Source organism: Kocuria sp. WN036 (assembly GCF_002287015.1).
GTDB classification, from domain to species: Bacteria; Actinomycetota; Actinomycetes; order Actinomycetales; family Micrococcaceae; genus Kocuria; species Kocuria rosea.
Genome location: NZ_NSKF01000001.1, coordinates 71,257 through 93,577, shown reverse-complemented (window position 1 = coordinate 93,577; position 22,321 = coordinate 71,257). Strand labels below are relative to the sequence as shown.

Genomic DNA, 22,321 nt, shown 5'->3' with positions numbered 1-22,321 from the left:
CGTCACAGGAAGGGGCGCAGCGGCACCAGGACGGTCTCGGCGAACCAGGCCGCGGGGGACCGCTCGTCCCACCGGCCCGCGGTCAGCTCCCGGCAGTTCTCGCTGTCGGCGGCGAAGACCGCCTCCATGTCCGCGGCGACGTCCCGGTCGTGGATCTCGAGGTTCGTCTCGTAGTTGAAGCCCAGGCTCAGCCGGTCGATGTTGGCGGTGCCGACGATCGACCACTGCCCGTCGATCGTCGCGGTCTTGGCGTGGATCATGGCGTGGCGGTAGAGCAGCACGGTGATGTCCGCGGCCAGCAGGGTCGAGTAGAAGCCGCGGGAGAGCCAGTCGGCGAGCACGTGGTTGGAGTCCTCGGGCAGGATGACGCGCACGTCCACGCCCCGCCGGGACGCCTCGATCAGGGCGGAGAGGATCTGCTGGTCGGGGATGAAGTAGGCGGTGGTCAGGTAGATGTGGTCCGTGGCCCGGTGGATCGCGTCGAGGTAGACGCTGCGGATCGGGTACACGAGGCTGGCCGGGATGTTGTTGATCGCGCGCACCCGCGAGTCCCAGGAGCCGGGGTTCACGTGCGGGAGCTTCGGCCGCCGCGCCGAGGGGTGGTTCCACACCGCGGCGAAGGAGTGGCCCAGCTCGAAGGCGGCGGGGCCGGTGAGCCGCACGTGGGTGTCCCGCCACTGCGTGGCGTAGAGCGAGCCGAGGTTGTAGCCGCCCACGAACCCGACCTCGTCGTCGACCACCAGCAGCTTGCGGTGGGTCAGCCCGGTCGCCTGCAGCGGGCTCAGCAGCAGGCGCGGGCGCAGGACGGGGAACCGGAAGACGTGCACGTCCGGGTGGAAGCGGTAGAAGCCGCGGGGCACCACGAGGTTGCCGAAGCCGTCGTACATGACGTGCACCTCGACACCGCGGGCGGCGGCGTCGTTGACGGCGTCCAGGAACTCGCGCCCGACCTCGTCGTCCTTCCAGATGAAGGTCTCCAGCAGCACCCGGTGCCGGGCGCCGCGGATCGCGGCGAGCATATCCCGGTAGAGGTCCTCGCCGTAGGTGTAGATCGTGGTGCCGGTCTCCGCGACCGTGTGCTCGAACGTGCCCGGGCGGGGGAACCCGGAGCGCCGCGAGCGGCTCCGGCGCTTGATCGCGTCGGTGGCCACCAGGGTGGCCACCACCGCCGCCTGCACGGCCACCATGCCCAGGGCGGAGCGGACGGCGAACGAACGGAGCAGGCGCGGCCCGGAGGAACGAGGAATTCTCATCCGCGAAGCCTACCCGGGCGCCGCCGGCGGTGCGGGGCGGCCTCAGACCGTCCGCGCCGCCGCCCGGCCCGCGGCGTCGTCCTCCGCACCGTCCTCCGCGCCGCCGCCCGTCGACGACGACGGCGCTGCGGTCGTGCCGCCGGCGGCCGGCCCGTCCGCGCCCGGGGAGCCATCGCCCAGGAGCCGGGCCTTCTCGGCCTCGAACTCCCCAGCGGTCAGCGCGCCGCGGTCCCGGAGGTCCGCCAGGAGCGTCAGCTGGTGGGCACGGCCCCCGTCACCCGGCCCCGGACGCGACCGGGCCGCCGCGAGGCGCTGCTCCTCGGCGGCGCCGACGGACCGGGTGAGGAGATAGACCAGCGGTCCCACGAACGGCAGCAGGACGATCACGAGCGCCCACAGCACCTTCGTCCCGCCCCTGATGTCCTCACGGCGGGTGATGTCGACCAGCGCCACGCCCCAGAGCAGGGCCAGCGGCGTCCAGATCACCAGCAGCCACAGAAACTCCCAGAAGTTCATGAGGTCCTCCCCGGTCCGGCGGGGCTCTCGGCGTCCCCGGGTTCACCTCCAGGGTCCCGCTCCGCCGCGGGCCGGGCCTCACCCGGCGCGGGTGATCCAGGGGACCCGTCGAGGGTCGTGTGCTCCAGGAGGCCGAGCGTCCGGGCGCGGAGCACGGCCTCCCGCCGGGTGCTGACGCCGAGCTTGCGGTACAGGGACTTCAGGTGCGCCTTGACGGTGTTCACCGACAAGTACAGCTCGGCGCCGACCTCCGTGTTGCTCATCATCGTCGGCAGCAGCAGGAGCACGCTGCGCTCGCGGCTGGTCAGCGACTCCAGCACGGCCGGTGCGCGGGTGGGGGTGCTGCCGCCGAGGAGGTCCAGGACGGTCCCGACGAACTCCCGGTGCGTGCCCACGGCCCGCCGGTGCAGCTCCAGCAGTCTCCTGACCCGCTGCCCGTCCACGAGCAGGAAGGGGCGCACGATGTGCTCGGGGGCCGCCACGGCCAGACAACGCCCGAGGCAGGCATGGGCCTGCACCTCGTCGCGGAGCCGGTCGTGGGCGAGGGCCGCCAGCAGCCAGGCCTCGACGGCGGGTCCTCCGTCCACCTCGGTCTCCCGGAACAGGTGCTGCAGCTGCCGCAGGCACTGCGCGGGGTCGTTGGTCTCCAGCAGGGCCCGGGCCCGCAGGACGATCCGGTGCCCGTGGGGCCGCCCCCGGGACGGGGCGGTGACGGGCGGGTCGCCGAGCAGCGCCGGGACGGCGGCGGGCCGTCCCTCCGCCAGGAGGATCTCGGCCCGGACCAGCTCGCACCACTGGGCGAGGAAGTCCGGCATCGCCCAGTCCTGCGTGCTCCCGCGCAGCCGCCCCAGGAGGTGCCGGGCCGCGGTCACGTCCCCCTTCGAGAGCTCGAGCCGCACGCCCACCAGGGCCAGGCCGGTCTCCGCGTAGCGGTCCGGCACCCGGCCCACGCACGCCCTCCCGCGGTCGAGGGCGGCGGCGCAGGCCCCGACGTCGTGCTCCAGGAGCCGGATCACCGCCTCCGCCAGGAACGCCGTGGCCGTCAGCGGGAGGAAGGTCCAGCCGGACTCCTCCGCGACGGCCAGTGCGACGTCCACCTCGCGGCGAGCCTCCCGCAGCCGGCCGCGCATCGCCTTCAGGGCGGCGAGGTTCCCGTGCAGGTGCAGCGCGAGCACCGGGGTCATGGCGGAGCGGTCCGCGAGAGCTGCCACCGTCCGGGTGAGGGTGGTCTCGGCGGCGCCGAGCTCACCGGTCCACAGGAGGCCCATGGCCAGCACCGTGGCGGTGGCGATGCGGTACACGGGGGCGGCCGGGAGCTCCTCGGGGAGCACCTCGTCCAGCTGCCGGATCGCGGTCCTGGAACGGCGGACCTGCTCGGTGGCGTCCGCGTGCATCCACGCCAGAACGGCGTCGAGCGTGGAGAGCACCACCGTGGTCAGCCGGGCGTCCTGCGCGGACAGCCGGAGCAGCAGCTCGCGGGCGCGCGCGGCGTGGGAGGCGACCCCCACCGGGTCGTAGGCGGCGTAGCGCACGGCGGCGACCGCGGCGGCCACCTCGCAGTCCCGGGCGACCAGCTCGTCCGGCACGCCGCTGAGCAGCGCGACGACGGCCGCGCGGTCCGTGCCCAGGACCTCCGCGCCGGCGCTGCGCAGGACGAACCGGGCCAGCGCCGGCCAGTCCTGCGCCGCGCGCAGGTGCCGGGCCGCTTCGAGCAGCTCCCCGTGGGCCGCGAACCAGCCCGCGGCGCGCCGGTGCAGGACGGCCTGCCGCGCGGGGTCCTCCGCCCTGAGCCGGTGGCGCAGCAGGTCGGCGAAGAGGTGGTGGTAGCGGTACCACTCCCGCCGGTCGTCGAGGGCGACCACGAAGAGGTTCTCGTGCTCGAGCCTGGCCAGCAGCCGCTGGCCGTCGCTGCGGCCCGTCAGGGTGTCGGCGAGCTCGCCCGAGACGCGCCGGACCACGCAGGTGTCGAGCAGGAACCGGGTCAGCGCGGGCTCCTGCTGCGCGAGGACCTCCTCGGTGAAGTAGTCGGCGGGACCGCGCTGGTCCCCGGCCAGTCCGCGGACGGCCGCGCCCACGTCCTCGGCGCCCTCGAGGGCCAGCGCGGCGAGACGGAGCCCTGCCGCCCAGCCCTCCGTCCTCGTCAGCAGCACGGCCAGCTGCGGCGGTGTGGGGGCGACCTCTTGGGCGGCGAGGAGCTCCAGGGCCTCCGCGGGGTCGAAGCGGAGGGCGTCGGCGCGGAGCTCCGTCAGCCGGCCGCTCAGCCGCAGCCGCTGCAGCGGCAGGTCCGGGTCGCTGCGGGTGGCGATCACCGGGCGGAGGGCGCCGAGGTCCTTCCGGGCCGCCGCGGCCAGGGTCTCCTCGGCGGGCGAGCCCGCGATGCGGTGCAGGTCGTCGAGCACGAGCACCCGCGGCGCCGGGAGCAGCCCGCAGGCCTCCACCAGGAGGTCGACGAAGCGGGGATCGTGGGTCGGCGGGGCGCGCAGACCGGCCAGGGCGCTCCCGGGGCCGACGTCGGGCGCGGCCTGCAGGGACGCCAGGACGCGGGCCCAGAGCTGCTGGGGGTCCCGGTCCTCGGGCTCCACCGACAGCCAGGCCACGGGCGGGCGGCGCGGTGCGGCCCACCCCGACACGAGCAGCGTCTTGCCCGCCCCCGCCGGGGCGGAGACGACCACGGTGCCGGCGGCCACCCCGGCGTCGAGCATCCGCTCGAGACGCGGGCGGCGCACCGTCCTGGCGGGCACCCGGGGGATCGAGGAGCGCGTGGCGGACAGCGGTTCCGGCGGCGGTGGACGAGCCCCGCTCCGTTCGCCCGTCATGCTTGGAGGCTACTCCAGGAGCCCGGATGCCGGAATTGTGTCCGGCCGGCCCGCCGCATCACCCGTCGCGGGTGATGCGGGGCCCGGCCGTGGGCGCGACAGTGGGAGCACCGTCCGGCAGGCAGCGGGGCGCAGCAGGACAGGAGACAGCCATGGTCGTGTCGCTTCTCGTGCGGTGGGCGGTGCTGGCGGGGGCGGTCGAGCTCACCGCGTGGTTGCTCCCGGGGTTCTCCATCCAGGGCGGTCTGCTCTCCCACCTGGTGGTGGCGCTGTTCATCGGCCTCTGCAACGTGCTCGTGCCGCTCGTCACCGCCCGGCTGCCCCAGCCGGGGTCGGTGGTGCTGCTGGCGCTGCTCACCCTGGCGGTGAACGCGGTGCTCATCTGGGTCTTCTCCGCCCTGACGGGCCTGCTGGCCGTCTCCGGGCTGCTCGTCGCCGCGCTGGCGGCGCTGCTCATCTCGGTCTTCGCCGCCGTGCTGTCCCTGGTGGCCGATCGGCTCCTGGCCGCGCGCGCCCAGCGCACCGGTCCGGCCCCCGCCACTCGCGGGTGAGGCGCCCCGCAGGCGCCGGGAGGGGCGGCGACTACGCTCGTGCCATGGACCCCGGTTCCAGCGCCCCCGCCGTGGCGCGCTCGATCGGCCTCGTGCTCGGGCTCGGCCTCTCCGTGGCGGCGGTGACGCCCTCCCTGCTGCCGCGGCCGCCCGTCTTCCAGGGCTTTCTCGCCGGGGTCGGTTTCACGCTCGGCCACGGCCTGGGGGTCCTGCTCGTGGGGCTCGTGCTCCGGGCCGCTGCCGCCCGCCGCACCGGCGGACTCCCACCGGCCCGGGGCTCCGGGCGCGGCTCCCGCCGGACCGCCGTGCGGGAGTGGGCGGCGGCCGCCGTCCTCGTGGTCCTGGGCTCGCTGGCCCTGTCCGCCCTGGTGGTCGAGTGGCAGAACGACGTCCGCGCGAACGTGGACATGCCCCCTCGGGCCGCCGCCGGGCTGGGCCCGTTCCTGCTGTCCTGGGCGCTGACCTCCGCGGCGGGACTGGGGCTCCTGGGCGCGCTGGGCGCCGTGCGGCGGCGCGCCCGCGACCTCGCCCGCCGTCGCGGCGCCGGCGCGGGCGCGGCCTCGGCCGTCTCCGTGGCCGCCGCGGGCACGGCCGTCCTCCTGGCCGTCCTGCTCGTGGTGCTCGGCGTGCTGGCCGCGGCGGACCGGGTCTACGCGGCACGGGACGCGACGACCCCCGAGGGCGTGGCCGAGCCCGGCTCCCGGTGGCGCTCGGCGGGCGGGGACTCGCCGGTGCGCTGGGAGGCGCTCGGCATGCAGGGCCGCGCCTTCGTCGGCGGCGGGCCCACCTCGGCGCAGATCGAGGAGGTCACGGGCCGTCCCGCGGCGGAGCCGGTGCGGGTCTACGTGGGGCTGGACCAGGCCGAGACGGCCGAGGAGCGCGCCGCCCTGGCCGTGGACGAGCTGCGCCGCACCGGCGGCTTCGAGCGGGAGGTGCTGGTGGTGGCCGCGCCCACCGGGTCGGGCTGGCTCGAGCGCCAGTCCGTGGACACCGTGGAGTACCTCAACGCGGGGCGCACGGCGATCGTGGCCACGCAGTACTCCTACCAGCCCAGCTGGGTCTCCTTCCTCTTCGCCCCGGAGCTGCCCCGCGCCTCGAGCCGGGCGCTGTTCGACGCCGTGCACGCCGAGTGGGCGCGGATGCCGGCGGGGGACCGTCCCCGGCTGGTGGTGTACGGGCTGAGCCTCGGCGCCTCCGGGATGCAGTCCGTGTTCGCCGACGTCCCGGAGATGACCCGCCGCACGGACGGCGCCGTGTTCACCGGCCCGCCGAACAACGCCCAGCCCTGGCGGAGCCTGCAGGAGGGCCGCGACCCCGGCAGCCCCGTGTGGCAGCCGGTCCTGGACCAGGGCCGGACCGTGCGCTGGCTCTCCGTCCCGGGGGACTTCGACGCCGTGCCCGGGCCGTGGGAGCGCCCGCGGATCGCCTACCTCCAGCACGCCACGGACCCCATCACCTGGCTGGACCCCGCCGTGATCTGGCAGCGGCCGGAGTGGCTGGCGGGACCGCAGGCCGAGGGCGGGCGCGCCGCGGACGTGAGCGACGCGATGGTGTGGATCCCGCTCCTGACCTACCTCCAGCTGGCCGTGGACATGGTCCTGGGCGAGGCCGTCCCGGCCGGCCACGGGCACAACTACGGGGACGTCGCCGTGGACGCGTGGGCCGCCGTCCTGCCGGACCACGGCCTGGACGGGCCGGCCCTGGACCGCGTCCGGGAGGTCATCGCCGCCTACCCCTACGAGGACGCCGGGGCGGACTGAGGCCGGCGGCCGGGCGGGGCGCGGTCGTCCCTGCCGCCGGGTCCCGGGCCGGCCCGGTGCTACCGCCCCGTCAGCTCCGCCCGGGCGAGGTCCAGGGCCCGGGCCAGGCGCTGCACGCCCACCTCCGTGCGCTCCGGGCTCGTGGAGGCGAAGCACAGCCGGAAGGCGTCCTGGAACCGGCCCGAGGGGGACAGCGCGGGACCGGGGATGAAGGCGACCCCCTCGGCGAGGGCGATCTCGAACAGCCGGGGCGTGGCCACGGCCGCGTCGTCGCCCTGCAGGGTCACCCACAGGAAGAAGCCGCCCTCGGGGTCGGTCGTGACCACCCGGGAGCCCAGGTGACGGGCGATCGAGGCGTCCATGGCCTGTTTGCGCCGCCGGTACTCCGTGCGCAGGCCGGCCAGGTGGTCGTCGTAGCCGCCCTGGCGCACGAACCGCTCCACGATGTGCTGACCGGGGACGTTCGTGCAGGTGTCCATGGCCTGCTTGCCTGCGATCAGCAGCCTCCGCAGCCGAGGGTCGGCGTCCACCCACCCCACGCGCAGCCCCGGGGCGAGGACCTTGGAGAAGGTCCGCACCGAGAACACGAGCGGGTCGTCCGGGCTGATCTCCCGGAACCCGGGGACGTCCTCGCCGGCGAAGCGCAGGCCCCCGTACGGGTCGTCGTCGATGATCACGGAGCCCCACCGGTGCGCGAGGTCCAGGAGGCGCCGCCGGCGCGGCTCGCTCAGCGTGGTGCCGGAGGGGTTCTGGAAGTTCGGGATCGTGTAGACCGCCCGCGGGGTGCGCCCGGTCTCGGCGACCAGCGTCTCCAGCGCGTCCACGTCCATGCCGTCCTCGTCGACGGGGACCTCGAGCAGGTCCGCGCCGTAGCTGAGGGCGGTGCCGGAGCCGTTCGTGTAGGTGGGGGACTCGACCACCACGAGGTCGCCAGGGTCCACGAAGAGCTTGAACGCGAGGTCGAGGCCCTGCATGCCGCCGGAGGTGATGACGAGCCGTTCGGGCCGGGTCGGCTCCGGGGTCGTGGAGTGGTGGGCCACGACGGTCTCGAGCAGACCGGGCTCGCCCTCCGTGGCCCCGTACGTGAACGAGCCGGCGCCGAGGACCTCGGCGGCGATCCGCCGGAACTGCTCCGTGGGGATCACCTCGGCGGCCGGGGCGCCCATCGCGAAGCGGACGATGTCGTGGGTCTGGGCGGCGAGCAGGGACGTCGAGGAGTCGATGACCGACCCCACGAGCCCGTCCGCCCGGCGGGCCAGGGGCAGCAGGCCCCGGGCGGGGTCGCCGCCCACCCCCGCGGTGGGGGTGGTGCGCAGGCCGGCCACGGTGGTGAGGGAGGCGGCGGTGGTGGTCATGGGATCACTTCCTGATGAGGGCTCGGGGGAAGGAGGTCAGGGCCTCCGTCCCGGTGGCGGTGATGCGGATCGACTCGGAGACCTCGTAGCCGTACCCGGTCATCCACATGCCGCAGATGAGGTGGAACGTCATGTTCTCGGCGAGCACGCTCTCGTCCTCCGAGCGGATGCTGATGGTGCGCTCGCCCCAGTCGGGGGGATAGCCGATGCCCACGGAGTAGCCGAGCCGGCTGGGCTTCTCGAGCCCGAACTCCGCGAGCGCCCAGTTCCAGGTGCTCGCGAGCTCGCGCACCGGGACGCCCGCGGCGGTGACGTCGAGCACGGCCTCGAGCCCCGAGGCCACGGCCTCCTCGAGCAGGCCCAGCTCGGCCGTGGGCGGGCCGAGCATCACCGTGCGGGCCAGCGGCACGTGGTAGCGCCGGTGCACCCCGGCGAGCTCCACCACCACGGCGTCGCCCTCCCGCAGCACCCGGTCCGACCACGTGAGGTGCGGGGTGTCGGCGGAGGCCCCGGTGGGGAGCATCGGGACCATGGCCGGGAAGTCCCCCCACGCGTCGTCGACCCCCTCGACCTGGGCCCGGGCCACCTGCGCCGCGACGAGGTGCTGCGGGACCCCGGGCTCGATCGTGTCGATCGCGGCCTGCATCGCGGCCGTCGTGACGCGGGCGGCCGTGCGCAGGTACTGGATCTCCGCCGGGGACTTCACGGCCCGCACCCAGTTCACGAGGTCGAAGGCGTCCACGAGGGTCCACTCCGGGAGGGCGTTGACGAGCGAGCGGTAGCCCTTGGGGGAGAAGAAGTGGGAGTCCATCTCCAGGCCCACGCACCCCCGGGCGGCCGGGGCGACCCGGCCGCGGCGGCGCAGGGCGAAGGCCACCCAGTCGAAGGGGTGCAGGTGCGGGCGGTGCACGTAGCGCTCGGGGTAGCCGACGATCTGCCCGGGGTCCAGCCGGGCCGTGCGGAACGCGCCGTTGGCGTCCATCTCCCGCAGGAACAGCAGCAGCTCGCCCTCCGCCGGCACGAACAGCAGCTGCGGGGTGTAGAAGGACCAGGCGTCGTAGCCCGTCAGGTAGAACAGGTTCGCGGGGTCGGTCACCAGCAGCGCGCCCAGGCCCTGCTCCGCCATCCGCCCCCGCACCGCGCGCAGCCGGGCGGCGTACTCCGCGTCGGGGAACAGCGCGGGGCGGACGTCCGGACCGGCCACGGTGTCATCGGCCACGGGGCACCGCCGTGTACTTCGTCTCGAGGAACTCCTCGATGCCCGTGCGGCCGCCCTCGCGCCCGAGGCCCGAGGCCTTGACCCCGCCGAAGGGCGCCGCCGGGTTGGAGACCAGCCCCGTGTTGATCCCGACCATGCCGACCTCGAGGGCCTCGCTGACGCGGAAGCTGCGGTCCACGTCGCGGGTGAAGAGGTAGCCCACGAGCCCCCACGGGGTGTCGTTGGCCCACCCGAGCACCTGCTCCTCGGAGTCGAACGCCACCACGGGCGCCACCGGCCCGAAGATCTCCTGGGACATGAGCGCGGCCTCGGGGCTGACCCCGGACAGCACGGTGGGGGCGTAGAACCAGCCCCGGCCCCCGGCCCGGCGTCCCCCGCACAGCACGGACGCCCCCCGGGCCAGGGCGTCGTCCACGAGCTCCTCCACCTTGGCCAGGGCCTTCTCCTCGACGAGGGGGCCCACCTGGGTGCCCTCGGCCACGCCGTGGCCCACGGTGAGGGAGCCCATGCGCTCCGCGAGGCGTGCGGAGAACTCCCCGGCCACGGAGCGGTGGACGAACAGGCGGTTGGCCGCCGTGCAGGCCTCGCCCATGTTGCGCATCTTCGCGGTCATCGCGGCCTCGACCGCCACGTCGAGGTCGGCGTCCTCGAACACGATGAAGGGGGCGTTGCCGCCCAGCTCCATGGACGAGCGCATGACGTGCTGGGCCGCCTGCTCGAGCAGCCGCACCCCCACCTCGGTGGAGCCGGTGAAGGAGATCTTGCGGGCGATCCCCGAGGACATCCAGGGCCCGACCACCGAGGAGGCCCTCGAGGTGCACACGACGTTGAGCACCCCCGCCGGCAGCCCGGCCTCCACCAGGACGTCCACGAGGGCCAGGGAGGACAGCGGTGTGAGGTTCGCGGGCTTGAAGACCATCGTGCAGCCGGCCGCGACGGCCGGGCCGATCTTGCGGGTGCCCATGGCCAGCGGGAAGTTCCACGGGGTGACCAGCACGCAGGGCCCCACCGGCTCCTTGGAGACCAGGATCCGGGTCCTCCCGTCGCCCGAGAGGGTCATGTCCCCGCCGATCCGCACGGCCTCCTCGGAGAACCAGCGGAAGAACTCGGCGGCGTAGGCGACCTCCCCGCGGGCCTCGGCCAGGGGCTTGCCCATCTCCGTGGACATCACCAGCGCGAGCTCGTCCCGGCGGGCCATGATCAGGTCGTGGGAGCGGCGCAGGATCTCCCCGCGCTCGCGGGGCGCGGTCCGCGCCCAGTCCTTCTGGGTCCGCCCCGCGGCCTCGATCGCCCGGGCGGCGTCCTCCGGGCCGCCGTCCGCCACCGTGGCGACGACCTCCTCGGTGGCCGGGTCCACCACGGCGAAGCGGCGCCCGGAGGCGGCCTCGGCCCACTCGCCGTCGACGAAGACCCCGGTGCTGACCCCGGCAACGGCCTCCCGGGACCGGCGCAGGACGTTCTCGGAGGCGGTGATGGGGGCGGTGGTGGGGGCGGCGGAGTCGGTCACGGGGTGTCCTTCCGGTCGGGATCGGCGCGGGGTGCGGGGCGGGATCCGGTGCGTCCGGGCGCGGTGCGGGACGGGGCGGGGCTCATGCGGTCGCCGCCGCCCCGGCGAGGACCTCGGCCAGGGCGGCCTCGAAGCGCTCGAGGCCGGTGCGGACCTCCTGCTCGGAGACCACCAGGGCGGGGATCAGCCGGACCACGTTGCCGGCCGGCCCGCAGGTCAGGGTGAGCAGCCCGTGGCCGGTGGTGGCCTGCTGCACCGCGAGCGCGGCGGCGGCGTCCGGGGAGCCGTCCTCCTGCGCGAACTCGACGCCCTGCATCAGCCCGCGGCCGCGGACGTCGCTGATCCCGGGGTAGCGCTGCTGCAGGGGCCGCAGCCCCGCCTGCAGCTGGTCCCCGCGGACCCGCGCGTTCTCCACCAGGTCCTCGTCGCGGACCACGTCCAGGGTGGCGCAGGCCGCCGCGGCGGCCACGGCGTTGCCGCCGTAGGTCCCGCCCTGCGAGCCGGGCCAGCCCCGCTCCATCAGCGCGGTCGGCGCCGCGATCGCCGAGATCGGGAAGCCCGAGGCGAGACCCTTCGCGGTGATCAGCACGTCCGGGACCACGTCCGCGAACTGGTGGCCCCAGAACCGCCCGGTCCGCCCCACCCCGGCCTGCACCTCGTCCAGCACCAGCAGGATCCCGTGCCGGTCGGCCCGCTCCCGCAGCCCCTCGAGGAAGGCCGGCGGGGTGGGCAGGTAGCCGCCGTCGCCGAGCACGGGCTCGATCAGGAGGGCCGCGGTGTCCTCGGGCGCCGTCCGGGTCACCAGGAGGTAGTCCAGCTCCCGCAGGGCGAAGTCGACCGCCGTCCGCTCGTCCCACCCGTAGCGGTGGGCGTAGGGGAACGGGGCCATGTGCACCCCGCCCATGAGCGGGGAGAAGCCGGCGGAGAACCGGGTGCCCGCTGTGGTGAGGGTCGCCGCGGCCACCGTGCGGCCGTGGAAGCCGCCCTGGAAGACCACCACGTTGGGCCGGTCCGTGGCCATCCGGGCCAGCCGCACCGCGGCCTCGACCGCCTCGGAGCCGGAGTTGGCGTAGAACACGGAGTCCAGGCCCGGCGGCAGGACCTCGCCCAGCTTCTCGGTGAGCTCGAGCAGCGGGGGGTGCAGCACGGTCGTGTACTGGGCGTGGATGACCCGGCCGACCTGCTCGCGGGCCGCCTCGACCACCCGGGGGTGGCAGTGGCCCGTGCTGGTCACCCCGATCCCGGTGGTGAAGTCCAGGTACTCGCGCCCGTCCGTGCCGGAGATCCAGCAGCCCCGGGCGGAGTCGACGACGACCGGGGTCGCCTGCTTCAGAAGCGGACTCAGTGAGGTCATGGCTCATCATGGGAACAGCCCGTGCAGATTGTCAACAATCGGACCGCCCCCGTAGGGTGGCCCCATGAGCACCGTGCGCGAGCCGCCCCGTGTCGTCGTGCTGACCGCCGAGGGCACGCCACCGCCCGGCAACGAGGACGCCCTCCGTGCCCTCGCCGACGTCACGGTGGTGACGCGCGAGGGTCTCGCCGACGCCCTCGCGGGGACCGGCGGGCGGCGCCCGGCGGAGGTGCTGCTGCTGTGGGACTTCTTCTCGGACGCGCTCGCCGGCGCGTGGGACGCCGCGACGGGGCTGCGCTGGGTGCACGTCGCGGCCGCCGGGGTGGACGCCGTGCTGTTCCCGGCGCTGCGCTCCTCGGCGGTGCTGGTGACCAACGCGCACGGCGTCTTCGACCGGCCCATCGCCGAGTTCGTCCTCGCCGCGGTCCTGGCCCAGGACAAGCAGCTGCACCGGAGCGCGCGGCTGCAGCGCGAGCACCGGTGGGTGCACCGCGAGCTGCGGCGCACCCAGGGCTCCACGGCCCTCGTCGTGGGCACCGGGGGGATCGGCCGCGCCACCGCCAGGCTGCTGCGGGCGGTGGGGGTGGAGGTCCGCGGCGCCGGGCGCACGGCGCGGACGGAGGACCCGGACTTCGGGACCGTCGTCCCCGCCGCCGAGCTGGCCGAGCACGCCGGGTGGGCGGACCACGTGGTGCTGGCCGCCCCGCTGACCGGGCGGACGCACGGGATCGTGGGCCCCCGGGTGCTCGCGGCGATGTCCCCGCACGCCCACCTCGTGAACGTGGGCCGGGGCGCGCTGGTGGACGAGGACGCGCTGCTGGAGGCCCTCCGGGCGGGGCGTCCGGCCGCCGCGACCCTGGACGTCTTCGACACGGAGCCCCTTCCGCGGGACCACCCCTTCTGGGCGATGGACAATGTGCACGTGTCCGCGCACATGTGCGGGGACGTGGAGGGGTGGCGGGACGAGCTCGCCGCCCAGTTCGAGGACAACCTCCGGCGCTGGACGGCCGGGGAGCGGCTGGTCGACCAGGTGGACAAGGACGCCGGCTACGTCCGCTCCCGGTGAGGGGGCGGCGGGACCGCCGGCGACGGCGCCGCGGGTCCCGTGCCGGCGGGCCACGACGAGAGGAGAGCACGGACCATGCGCGTAGCAGTTCCCAGAGAGATCAAGCCGGCCGAGCGGCGGGTGGGCCTCGTGCCCGCCGGGGTGACCCAGCTCGTGCGGGACGGCCACGAGGTGCTCGTGGAGACCGGCGCGGGGGAGGGCTCCGGGTTCGACGACGACGCCTACACCGCCGCGGGGGCCGAGGTGGTCGACCGGTCCGCCGTGTGGGAGCGGGCGGAGCTGCTGGTCAAGGTGAAGGAGCCGGTGGCCGAGGAGTACGGGTTCCTGCGCCCCGACCTCACGCTCTTCGCGTACCTGCACCTGGCCGCCGACCGCCCGCTCACCGAGGCGCTGCTGGAGGCGGGCACCACCGCCGTGGCCTTCGAGACCGTCCGCGCCGGCCGGACCCTGCCCCTGCTCCAGCCGATGTCCGAGATCGCGGGCCGGCTCGCCGCGCAGTCCGCCGCCCACCACCTGCAGTCCAACGCCGGCGGCCCCGGGCTCCTGATGGGCGGGGTCCCCGGCGTCGCCGCGGCCAAGGTCGTGGTGGTCGGCGGCGGGGTCGTGGGCACGCAGGCCGCCCTGATGGCCTCGGGGCTGATGGCCGACGTCACGGTCCTCGACGCCAACGGCGTGCGGATCCGCGAGCTCACCGACCTGCTCGGGCACCGGGCCCGCGTGCTGATGAGCGACGAGCACGTGCTCGAGGAGGAGATCTCCGGGGCGGACGTGGTGATCGGGGCGGTGCTCGTCCCGGGGGCGGCGGCGCCCAAGCTCGTGCGCCGCGAGCACCTCGCGGTGCTGCACGACCACGCCCTGCTCGTGGACGTCGCCATCGACCAGGGCGGGTGCTTCGAGACCTCCCACCCGACCACCTACGACGACCCGACGTTCGAGGTGGACGGCATCACCCACTACTGCGTGGCGAACATGCCCGGCGCCGTGCCGCGCACCGCGACCCGGGCCCTCGCCAACGCCACCACGCCCTATCTGCGGCGCCTGGCCCGCGGCCCGGAGCAGGCCCTGGCCGCCGATCCGGAGTTCGCGGCCGGGCTCAACACGGCCGCCGGCAGGATCCGGCACGCCGGGGTGGCGGAGGCCTTCGCGGACCTGCCCGCGCAGCTGGACTGAGTCCCGGCGGACGTCCCGCCGGGGCTCAGTCCGGCGCCGGGCCGTCCGCCGTGAGCAGGCGGAGCAGCCGCTCCAGCTCGACCCGGTCCTCCGGGGCCAGCCGCGAGAAGTACTCCTCGGACTCCCGGCGCCGGTCCTCCCGGACCCGCTCGCGCAGGCCGGTGCCCCGGGGCGTCAGCGCCACCAGCGTGGCCCGCCGGTCGGACGGGTCCGGGACCCGTTCCACGAGCCCCTTCTGCTCGAGCAGGTCCACCACCTCCGTGGCGGACCGCGGGGCGATGCGCAGGGCCTCGGCGAGGTCCTTCACCCGCAGGCTGGCGGACCCGCCGCCGTGGCGGCAGGTCCCGGCCGGGCCGTGCCGGTGTCCCGGCCCGCCGGCGCACCCGGCGAGGGCGTCGAGCGCCCGGAACTGGTGCGGGGTCAGTCCGAAGGGGGCCAGCTGCTCGGCCCACCGGCGGCGCAGCCGGCGGAAGACGGCGTGCAGCAGGTCCCCCAGGCGGGCCGGATCGGGAGCGTCGTAGGGCATGGCGTCATCCTATCCCCGTTGCGGGCTACCTCATAGAGAGGTAACCTCCTTGATAGTTCCCGAGGAGGATCCCATGGCGACGACCCATCACCCCGCGCGCGTCCGCACCCCGGCGCACGACGGCGGAGGCACCCCGGTCGACAGCCCGGGCGTCCTGTCCGGTGCCGGTCCCGGAGGCGGCGGGGGCGGAGGTCGGCCTGCGCGCCAGAACCCCGCGGACCGGACGCAGCTCGCCCGGCACCCCGTCAGCCCGCGCCGGATCGCGGCGCTGTTCGCCCCGCACCGGGGCACGATCGCGCTCGTCGTCGTGCTCATCACCGCGTCCTCGGTCGTCAACCTCGCCCAGCCGTTCCTGGTCCGCGGCGTGATCGACGACGCCCTGCCGAGCGGCGACACCCGCCTGCTGGTGCTGCTGACCGCCCCGATGGTCGGGGTCGCGGCGCTCACCTCCGTGATCGGCGTGGTCCAGACCTGGATGGCCACCGCCATGGGCCAGCAGGTGATGCACGCGCTGCGCGTGCAGCTCTTCACCCACCTGCAGGCCCAGTCGCTGGGGTTCTTCACCCGGACCCGGGGCGGGGAGGTGCAGTCGCGGCTCACGCACGACATCGCGGGGATGCAGTCCGTGGTCACCAGCTCCGCCACGGGCATGGCGTCCAACCTCACCACCGCCGTGGCGACGGCCGTGGCCATGGTGGCGCTGTCCCCGGCGATGAGCCTCGTCTCCCTGGTGGTGCTGCCGCCGGCGATCTGGCTCTCCCGCCGCGTGGCCCTCATCCGCCGGGACGTCACCGACGAGCGCCAGCGGGAGCTCGCCGCGCTCCACACCCAGGTGGAGGAGGGGCTGTCCGTCTCGGGGGTCCGCCTGGCCAAGACCCTGGGCACCACCGCGCGGGACGCGGAGCGCTTCACCGAGCGCTCCGACCGGCTCGTGGGCCTGGAGCTGCGCAGCCAGCTGGCCGGGCGCTGGCGGATGGCCACCATGCAGATCGTCTTCGCCGCCATCCCCGCCGTGATCTACCTGGCCGCCGGCTTCCCGGCCACCAGCGGCGGCATGACCATCGGCACCCTCGTGGCATTCACCGCCCTGCAGGGGACCATCTTCCGGCCCGTCATGGGTCTGCTGAACATCGGCGTGCAGTGGGTGTCCGCGCTGGCCTTCTTCAGCAGGATCTTCGAGTACCTCGACCTCGAGCCGCAGATCGTCCCGCCCGCCGCGCCCGTCCGGCTGGACCCGGCCGCCGTGCGCGGCGAGGTCCGGTTCGAGGGCGTGCGCCACGCCTACGACGACGGGGCCGACGTCCTGCACGAGCTCGACCTGGTGCTGCCGGCGGGCACCACCACGGCGGTGGTCGGACCCACCGGCTCGGGCAAGAGCACCCTCGGCTCCCTGCTGCCGCGGCTCAACGACGTCGCCCACGGCAGGGTGACGATCGACGGCGTCGACGTGCGGGAGATCGATCCGGCGGACCTCGCCCGGATCGTGGGCGTCGTCTCCCAGGAGACCTACCTGGTGCACGCCACGGTGCGCGCGAACCTCCTGCTGGCCGATCCGGACGCCTCCGACGCCGAGCTGTGGGCCGCCCTGGGCGCCGCGCGCGTCGCCGACACCGTCGCCGGGCTGCCGGATGGGCTGGACACCGTGGTCGGCGCGCGCGGCCACCGCTTCTCCGGCGGGGAGCAGCAGCGCCTGGCCATCGCCCGGACCGTGCTGCGCAACCCGCCCGTGCTGGTCCTCGACGAGGCCACCAGCGCGCTGGACAACACCACCGAGGCGCAGGTCCAGGAGGCCCTCGACCGGCTGGCCGCCGGCCGCACGACCCTGACCATCGCGCACCGGCTCTCCACGGTCGAGAACGCCGACCAGGTCGTGGTGCTCGAGGGCGGACGCATCGTCGAGCGGGGCGCGCCGCGGGAGCTGCGCGCGGCCGGCGGCCCGTTCGCCCGGCTGGCCGCCCGGACCGGCCCGGCCGGCGGCGCCGGCCCGCGCCCCGGCGCCGCCTCCTGACCCGCGGGAGCCCGCGTGACCACGGACGTCCGTGGTCACGCGGGCTCCCGCGGGTCGGCCGGTGCGCCCGGGGTCAGCCGCGCGTGCCGTGCTGGACGATCAGCGGCCGGCCGGCGGGCTGCGCCACCCGCTCGCGCGCCGTCCGGGCCGCCGCCACGAGGTGCTCCAGCGACGCCCTCGTCTCCTCGTAGCCGCGGGTCTTCAGGCCGCAGTCCGGGTTGACCCACAGGGTCCGCGCCGGGACGTGCTCGAGGGCCCGCTCGAGCAGCTGCTCGATCTCCTCCTGGGAGGGCACGCGCGGGGAGTGGATGTCCCACACGCCCGGCCCGATGCCCCGGGAGAAGCCGGCGGCCTCGAGGTCGGTCAGCACCTCCATCCGGGACCGGGCCGCCTCGATGCTCGTGACGTCGGCGTCCAGGCCGTCGATCGCCCCCACCACCTCGCCGAACTCCGAGTAGCACAGGTGGGTGTGGATCTGGGTCTCGTCCCGCACCCCCGAGGTGGCCAGGCGGAACGCGTCCACCGACCAGCCGAGGTAGGCGGGCTGGTCCGCGCGGCGCAGCGGCAGCAGCTCCCGCAGCGCCGGCTCGTCCACCTGGATGATCCCGATCCCGGCGGCCTCGAGGTCCGCGACCTCGTCCCGCAGCGCGAGCGCCACCTGGTTCGCCGTCTCGCCGAGCGGCTGGTCGTCGCGCACGAAGGACCACGCGAGGATCGTCACCGGGCCCGTCAGCATGCCCTTGACCGGCTTGTCGGTGAGGGACTGGGCGTGGCCGATCCACGGCACCGTGAACGCCTCGCCGCGCAGGCCCGGACCCTCCCGGCTGACGTCGCCCCACAGGATCGACGGGCGGGTGCAGCGGGAGCCGTAGGACTGGACCCAGCCGTGGACGGTGGTCGCGAAGCCGTCGAGGTGCTCGGCGAAGTACTGGACCATGTCGTTGCGCTCCGGCTCGCCGTGCACCAGCACGTCCAGGCCCAGCTCCTCCTGCAGCCGCACGACCCGCTCGATCTCCTCCCGCAGGAAGGCGTCGTACTGCGCGTCCGTCAGGGCGCCGGCGCGGTGCCGGGCGCGGGCGGCACGGACCTCGGCGGTCTGGGGGAAGGATCCGATCGTGGTGGTGGGCAGCGGGGGCAGGGGGCCGGACGCCGTGAAGGCCCGGCCGTCCTGGGCGCTCCGGCGGACCTCCGCGGCAGACCGTCCGATGTCCGCGGCGGTCAGCGACCCGGCGCGCTCGCGCACGGCCGCGTCCCGGACCCCCGCGGCGTCCTGCCGGGTGCGGCGGGCCTCGGCGGCCTCGGCCAGCTCCGGCGCGACCGCCTCCGTCCCGGCGGCGAGACCGCGGGCCAGGGTGACGATCTCGCCGACCTTCTGGTCGGCGAAGGCGAGCCAGCTCCGCAGCTGCGGGTCCAGCCGGGTCTCCTCGGCCACGTCGTGCGGGACGTGGAACAGGGACGTGGAGGAGGCCACGGACACCTGGGCGCCCCCGCGGGCCAGCTCCGCGAGCTGGTCGAGCCGGCCGGCCAGGTCGGCCCGCCACACGTTGTGCCCGTCCACGGCGCCGGCCACGAGCACGGCGGAGTCCTCGCCCCGGAAGAGCTCCAGCTCCTCGGCGGTGGGGGCGGCGCCCTTGACGAGGTCGAGGTGCAGGGCCTCCACCCCGGAGCAGGCCAGCGGGTGCAGCAGCGGCCCGGGGGAGCCGTAGGACGTGGTGACGAACAGCTGCGGGCGCCCGGTCACGGCGGTCAGGCCCGTGTAGGCGTCCCACACGGACGAGGCGAGCTGCTCGCCGGTGACGTCCTGGTCCGCCACGAGGGCCGGCTCCTCCAGCTGCACCCAGTCCGCGCCGGCGGCGGCGAGCTCCTGGAGCAGCCGCGCGTACACGGGCAGCAGCTCGGGGAGCCGCTGCAGCGGGTCGAAGCCCGCGGGGGCGTCGTCGTCGGCCTTGGCGAGGAGGAGGAAGGACACCGGGCCCACGAGGACCGGGCGGACGGTGAAGCCGTGCGCGGCGGCACGGCGGACGTCGGCCACGAGCCGGTCGGCGGTGGCGCGGAGCGGGGTCTCCGGGCCGATCTCGGGCACGAGGTAGTGGTAGTTGGTGTCGAACCACTTGGTCAGCTCGAGGGGAGCGCGCCCGGCGTCGCCGCGGGCCAGCACGAAGCTCGCGTCGAGGCCGAGCCGGCCCTCGGCGTCGGCGAGATCGGCGAAGCGGGCCGGCACCGCCCCGAGGGCCACGGTGGTGTCCAGGACCTGGTCGTAGAGGGGGAACGCCGCGGGCAGGGACGAGTCCCGGGCGCCGAGGCCCAGCTCCACGAGCCGGCGGTGGGTCGCCAGCTGCAGGTCGGCGGCCGCAGACTCGAGCTCCTCGCGGGTCGAGCGCCCGGCCCAGTAGGCCTCCAGGGCCTTCTTCAGCTCGCGGCGGCGGCCGATCCGGGGGTAGCCGGTGATGGTGGCGGCGGGGAACGGGACAGTGGTCATGGTGGTCTCCTGAAGAGGTGTCGAGGGGTCGTGCGGAACGGTGGGTGGGCGCGTGCTCAGGCGGGGAGCAGAAGGTCCTCGAGCGCGACGGGCACGTGCGGGACGCGCGGGAGGTCCACGTGCTCCAGCAGGTCGAGCGCGGCCCCGTGCTCGTTGAAGGTGTAGAGGTGCAGCCCGGGGGCGCCGGCGTCCAGGGCGGCGCGGGCCAGCCGCGCCGCGAAGGCCACGCCGGCGCGGTGCCGCTCGGCAGGACCGGGCGCGTCCTCCAGCGCGGCGGCCAGGCCCGGGTGGGGCGCCAGGCCCGCCAGCCGGCACAGCGTCCGGAGCCGCCGCGGGTCGGTGACCGGCATGATCCCCGGGACGATCGGGATCGTCACCCCGGCCGCCCGCGCCGCCGCGACCAGGCGCTCGTAGCGCTGCGGGCGGAAGTAGACCTGCGTGATCGCGAAGTCCGCCCCGGAGCGCTGCTTGGCCAGCAGCACCTCGACGTCGTGCCGGAAGGACGGCGACTCCGGGTGCCGGGTCGGGTAGGCGGCCACGCCCACGGCGAGCCGGCCGGCCGCCAGGGCCGCGGTGTGGCGCTGCTCGACCTCGCGCACGAGCTCCACGAGCTCGCCGGCGTGCCGCAGCTCGCCCGGCTCGGCCCCCGGGTCGAGGTCGCCGCGCAGGGCCAGGACGCCCCGGACGCCGCGGCGGACCAGTGCGGCCACGGTCTGCTCCAGCTCGGCCCGAGTGCTGCCGACGCACGTCAGGTGGGCCAGGGGCCGCAGGCTCGTGCGCGCCAGGAGGTGGTCGAGCAGGGCGAGCGAGCTGTCCCGGCGCTGCTCGTCCCCGCTGTACGTCACCGAGACGTGGTCGGGACGGGTGGGCTCGAGCTCCTCGATGGTCCGCAGCAGCGTGTCGGCGCTCGCCGCGCTGCGCGGCGGATAGAGCTCGTAGGACAGGGACGGCGGCGCCGGCCGGGCGGTCGGGCGTGGTGTCACGTTCTTCCTCCAAGGGTCACCCCGAGGGAGGGCAGCAGCCGTCCCGGAGTGGACCCGGGAGGCTGCGACAGCTCCATCGGTCCTGGCGGGAGCACCGTTCCGTGCACCCCGTGGCGGGGGCGCGGATGGTTGCTGCGGCGTCGACGAGCCAGGTCTCTCGGCCGCTCTGGATAGATGCAGGACCCATTCCAGCGGCTGCCCCGCCGCGCTGCCAAGTGCGGGCGCCCAGAAGACGCCGGTGCGCCGACTGTGACGACCGCGGCGTCACAGGACGCAACACGGACGCGCGGCGACGCACCGGCGGCGACGCACCGGCGGCGACGCCCATGCGGAGCGCAGGTCCGGGTCCGTCACGATCCGGTCTCGGGTCTTGCCGGGCCGGGGCGGGCGGCCTAGTCTTTGACAACCAACAGGTTGATCAAGGAATCAGTTGACAAACACCGTGGACCCCGGCGACGACGAGCTCGACAGGGCCTTCCTGGCCCTGGCCGACCCGGTCCGCCGCCGCATCGTCGCCCGGCTCAGCCGCGGACCGGCCACGGTCACCGAACTGGCGGAACCCTTCGCGATCTCCCTCCAGGCGGTCTCGAAGCACATCCAGGTCCTCGAGCAGGCGCAGCTCGTCACGCGCACCCGTGACGCCCAGCGCCGGCCCGTCCACCTGGACCCCGCACGGCTCGAGGCGCTCACCGCGTGGATCGACCGGTACCGGCTGGTCCGGGAGGAGCAGTTCCGCCGCCTCGACGCCGTGCTCGACACCCGAGCCGCGGACCGCGGCCAGCACACCCAGGACTGAACCATGGGACACGCACTGCACCTGACCGTCCCCGACGGCCTGCCCTTCATCGACTTCGAGCGCGAGTTCGACCACCCCGTGGCCGACGTCTTCCGCGCCCACGCCGACCCCGAGCTGTTCCGGCAGTGGATCGGGCCGCGCGGGCTGCGGACCCGGATCGACGGCTTCGAGTTCCGCCCCGGCGGCGCCTACCGGTTCGTCCAGCGCGGCGAGGACAGCACCGAGGAGTACGCCTTCCGCGGCGTCTTCCACACGGTGCGCGAGAACGAGCTCGTGGTCCAGACCTTCGAGTACGAGGACTGGCCCGACGCCGTGGACCTGGAGTACCTGCATTTCGAGGACCTGGGCGACGGCCGGTGCCGGCTGCGCGGGCACACCGTCCACGCGTCCCAGGAGGCCCGCGACGGGATGGTCGGATCCGGCATGGAGAAGGGCGTGGCCGAGGGCTACGAGCGGCTCGAGGAGCTGCTGGGCGGGCGGACCGCGCAGGGCGGGGTCTGACCGTGGACTGGACGCTCGAGGTGGTGCTGGTGCCGGTGCGCGACGTCGACCGGGCCGTGGAGTTCTACCGGGACCAGGTCGGCTTCCACCTCGACCACCACACCACCACCGAGCAGATGGACATCGCCCAGCTGACCCGGCCCGGGTCCGGCTGCTCGATCGTGGTGGGCAACCTCCCCGCCCACCGGGAGATGGCCCCCGGATCCCTGCGCGGGCTCCAGCTGGTGGTCGCGGACGCCCGGGCGGCCCGCGAGGAGCTGCTGTCCCGGGGCGTGGAGGTGAGCGGGATCACGGTGCTCGACGAGCGGGACGGCGGCACCGTCTTCGGCTTCAGCGACCCCGACGGCAACTCGTGGGCGGTCCAGGAGCTGCGGGTCCGCGCCGAGCGCCCGCTGATCCCGCCGGAGCACCGCCTCTGACACCGTCACCGGCGCCGGCGACGGCCGCGCACCGCGGCATGT

At 75.3% G+C, this 22,321-nt stretch carries 18 protein-coding genes and 1 riboswitch; of the genes, 8 read left to right on the top strand and 10 right to left on the bottom strand.

Features of this window, described 5'->3' with window-relative positions:
- Positions 1 to 2: 2 nt before the first annotated feature.
- Genes CK505_RS00430 through CK505_RS00420 form a run of 3 tightly spaced genes read right to left on the bottom strand, consistent with a single transcriptional unit; the run spans position 3 to position 4,585 of the window.
- Complete coding sequence (locus CK505_RS00430) at positions 3 to 1,253, bottom strand: phosphatidylserine/phosphatidylglycerophosphate/cardiolipin synthase family protein (protein ID WP_051063743.1); 1,251 nt, start codon at positions 1,251 to 1,253, stop codon at positions 3 to 5.
- A gap of 42 nt (positions 1,254 to 1,295) precedes the next feature.
- A complete protein-coding gene (locus CK505_RS00425) occupies positions 1,296 to 1,769 on the bottom strand; it encodes an SHOCT domain-containing protein (RefSeq protein WP_035925572.1) in 474 nt (157 codons plus the stop codon).
- On the bottom strand, positions 1,766 to 4,585 hold the full coding sequence (locus CK505_RS00420) for a LuxR C-terminal-related transcriptional regulator (RefSeq protein ID WP_255250851.1): 2,820 nt from the start codon (positions 4,583 to 4,585) through the stop codon (positions 1,766 to 1,768). The genes CK505_RS00425 and CK505_RS00420 overlap by 4 nt, the downstream gene beginning before the upstream one ends.
- Positions 4,586 to 4,737: 152 nt before the next feature.
- On the opposite strand from CK505_RS00420, the gene CK505_RS00415 reads away from it, so the two are divergent.
- Positions 4,738 to 5,136 (top strand): phage holin family protein, encoded by a 399-nt coding sequence (locus tag CK505_RS00415; protein WP_158279192.1) that lies wholly within the window; start codon positions 4,738 to 4,740, stop codon positions 5,134 to 5,136.
- A 44-nt stretch (positions 5,137 to 5,180) separates the two neighbouring features.
- A complete protein-coding gene (locus CK505_RS00410; protein ID WP_095649826.1) occupies positions 5,181 to 6,896 on the top strand; it encodes an alpha/beta-hydrolase family protein in 1,716 nt (571 codons plus the stop codon).
- A 59-nt stretch (positions 6,897 to 6,955) separates the two neighbouring features.
- Here the strand turns inward: CK505_RS00410 and CK505_RS00405 are convergent, their stop codons facing one another.
- The 4 genes from CK505_RS00405 to CK505_RS00390 all read right to left on the bottom strand — a co-directional run bounded on the left by CK505_RS00405 (position 6,956) and on the right by CK505_RS00390 (position 12,331).
- Positions 6,956 to 8,251, bottom strand: a complete 1,296-nt coding sequence (locus CK505_RS00405) for a PLP-dependent aminotransferase family protein (RefSeq protein WP_241975615.1) — start codon at positions 8,249 to 8,251, stop codon at positions 6,956 to 6,958.
- A 4-nt stretch (positions 8,252 to 8,255) separates the two neighbouring features.
- On the bottom strand, positions 8,256 to 9,470 hold the full coding sequence (locus tag CK505_RS00400) for a M24 family metallopeptidase (RefSeq protein ID WP_017833067.1): 1,215 nt from the start codon (positions 9,468 to 9,470) through the stop codon (positions 8,256 to 8,258).
- A complete protein-coding gene (locus CK505_RS00395) occupies positions 9,460 to 10,944 on the bottom strand; it encodes an NAD-dependent succinate-semialdehyde dehydrogenase (RefSeq protein ID WP_095649951.1) in 1,485 nt (494 codons plus the stop codon). Before CK505_RS00395 ends, CK505_RS00400 begins: the two co-directional genes overlap by 11 nt.
- A gap of 115 nt (positions 10,945 to 11,059) precedes the next feature.
- Positions 11,060 to 12,331 carry an aspartate aminotransferase family protein gene (locus tag CK505_RS00390; RefSeq protein WP_095649825.1) on the bottom strand — a complete coding sequence of 424 codons (1,272 nt, stop codon included), beginning with the start codon at positions 12,329 to 12,331 and terminating at the stop codon, positions 11,060 to 11,062.
- A gap of 64 nt (positions 12,332 to 12,395) precedes the next feature.
- Here CK505_RS00390 and CK505_RS00385 point away from each other — a divergent pair, with 64 nt between their 5' ends.
- Complete coding sequence (locus CK505_RS00385) at positions 12,396 to 13,397, top strand: D-2-hydroxyacid dehydrogenase (RefSeq protein ID WP_095649824.1); 1,002 nt, start codon at positions 12,396 to 12,398, stop codon at positions 13,395 to 13,397.
- 75 nt (positions 13,398 to 13,472) lie between these two features.
- A complete protein-coding gene (gene ald, locus CK505_RS00380; protein WP_095649823.1) occupies positions 13,473 to 14,567 on the top strand; it encodes an alanine dehydrogenase in 1,095 nt (364 codons plus the stop codon).
- 25 nt (positions 14,568 to 14,592) lie between these two features.
- On the opposite strand, the gene CK505_RS00375 is transcribed toward ald, so the two are convergent.
- Positions 14,593 to 15,093, bottom strand: coding sequence for a MarR family winged helix-turn-helix transcriptional regulator (locus CK505_RS00375; RefSeq protein WP_035925585.1), 501 nt, complete (start codon positions 15,091 to 15,093; stop codon positions 14,593 to 14,595).
- 73 nt (positions 15,094 to 15,166) lie between these two features.
- On the opposite strand from CK505_RS00375, the gene CK505_RS00370 reads away from it, so the two are divergent.
- Positions 15,167 to 17,101: an ABC transporter ATP-binding protein gene (locus CK505_RS00370; RefSeq protein ID WP_095649822.1), complete on the top strand. Its 1,935-nt coding sequence runs from the start codon at positions 15,167 to 15,169 to the stop codon at positions 17,099 to 17,101.
- A 73-nt stretch (positions 17,102 to 17,174) separates the two neighbouring features.
- Here CK505_RS00370 and metE read toward each other — a convergent pair whose 3' ends face one another.
- Together metE and CK505_RS00360 are read right to left on the bottom strand one after the other, a co-directional pair.
- Complete coding sequence (gene metE / locus CK505_RS00365) at positions 17,175 to 19,580, bottom strand: 5-methyltetrahydropteroyltriglutamate--homocysteine S-methyltransferase (RefSeq protein WP_095649821.1); 2,406 nt, start codon at positions 19,578 to 19,580, stop codon at positions 17,175 to 17,177.
- 56 nt (positions 19,581 to 19,636) lie between these two features.
- Positions 19,637 to 20,563: a methylenetetrahydrofolate reductase gene (locus tag CK505_RS00360; RefSeq protein ID WP_017833075.1), complete on the bottom strand. Its 927-nt coding sequence runs from the start codon at positions 20,561 to 20,563 to the stop codon at positions 19,637 to 19,639.
- Positions 20,564 to 20,633: 70 nt separating this feature from the next.
- Positions 20,634 to 20,740: riboswitch (SAM riboswitch) on the bottom strand.
- Between the two features lie 265 nt (positions 20,741 to 21,005).
- Here CK505_RS00360 and CK505_RS00355 point away from each other — a divergent pair.
- From CK505_RS00355 to CK505_RS00345, 3 genes are read left to right on the top strand one after another with little or no spacing between them, the layout of a single operon-like run.
- Positions 21,006 to 21,359 (top strand): helix-turn-helix transcriptional regulator, encoded by a 354-nt coding sequence (locus CK505_RS00355; RefSeq protein WP_095649820.1) that lies wholly within the window; start codon positions 21,006 to 21,008, stop codon positions 21,357 to 21,359.
- Between the two features lie 3 nt (positions 21,360 to 21,362).
- The gene (locus tag CK505_RS00350; RefSeq protein WP_095649819.1) at positions 21,363 to 21,860 is read left to right on the top strand and encodes an SRPBCC family protein; all 498 of its coding nucleotides are present in this window, start codon (positions 21,363 to 21,365) and stop codon (positions 21,858 to 21,860) included.
- Positions 21,861 to 21,862: 2 nt separating this feature from the next.
- Positions 21,863 to 22,279 (top strand): VOC family protein, encoded by a 417-nt coding sequence (locus CK505_RS00345; protein WP_095649818.1) that lies wholly within the window; start codon positions 21,863 to 21,865, stop codon positions 22,277 to 22,279.
- The last annotated feature ends 42 nt before the right edge of the window (positions 22,280 to 22,321 follow it).

Coding starts and splice junctions, on each gene's coding strand:
- ald (WP_095649823.1), top strand. CDS start 13,473: ATGCGCGTAGCAGTTCCCAGAGAGATCAAGCCGGCCGAGCGGCGGGTG.
- CK505_RS00425 (WP_035925572.1), bottom strand. CDS start 1,769: ATGAACTTCTGGGAGTTTCTGTGGCTGCTGGTGATCTGGACGCCGCTG.
- CK505_RS00385 (WP_095649824.1), top strand. CDS start 12,396: ATGAGCACCGTGCGCGAGCCGCCCCGTGTCGTCGTGCTGACCGCCGAG.
- metE (WP_095649821.1), bottom strand. CDS start 19,580: ATGACCACTGTCCCGTTCCCCGCCGCCACCATCACCGGCTACCCCCGG.
- CK505_RS00420 (WP_255250851.1), bottom strand. CDS start 4,585: ATGACGGGCGAACGGAGCGGGGCTCGTCCACCGCCGCCGGAACCGCTG.
- CK505_RS00405 (WP_241975615.1), bottom strand. CDS start 8,251: ATGACCACCACCGCCGCCTCCCTCACCACCGTGGCCGGCCTGCGCACC.
- CK505_RS00415 (WP_158279192.1), top strand. CDS start 4,738: ATGGTCGTGTCGCTTCTCGTGCGGTGGGCGGTGCTGGCGGGGGCGGTC.
- CK505_RS00375 (WP_035925585.1), bottom strand. CDS start 15,093: ATGCCCTACGACGCTCCCGATCCGGCCCGCCTGGGGGACCTGCTGCAC.
- CK505_RS00410 (WP_095649826.1), top strand. CDS start 5,181: ATGGACCCCGGTTCCAGCGCCCCCGCCGTGGCGCGCTCGATCGGCCTC.
- CK505_RS00370 (WP_095649822.1), top strand. CDS start 15,167: ATGGCGACGACCCATCACCCCGCGCGCGTCCGCACCCCGGCGCACGAC.
- CK505_RS00390 (WP_095649825.1), bottom strand. CDS start 12,331: ATGACCTCACTGAGTCCGCTTCTGAAGCAGGCGACCCCGGTCGTCGTC.
- CK505_RS00430 (WP_051063743.1), bottom strand. CDS start 1,253: ATGAGAATTCCTCGTTCCTCCGGGCCGCGCCTGCTCCGTTCGTTCGCC.
- CK505_RS00350 (WP_095649819.1), top strand. CDS start 21,363: ATGGGACACGCACTGCACCTGACCGTCCCCGACGGCCTGCCCTTCATC.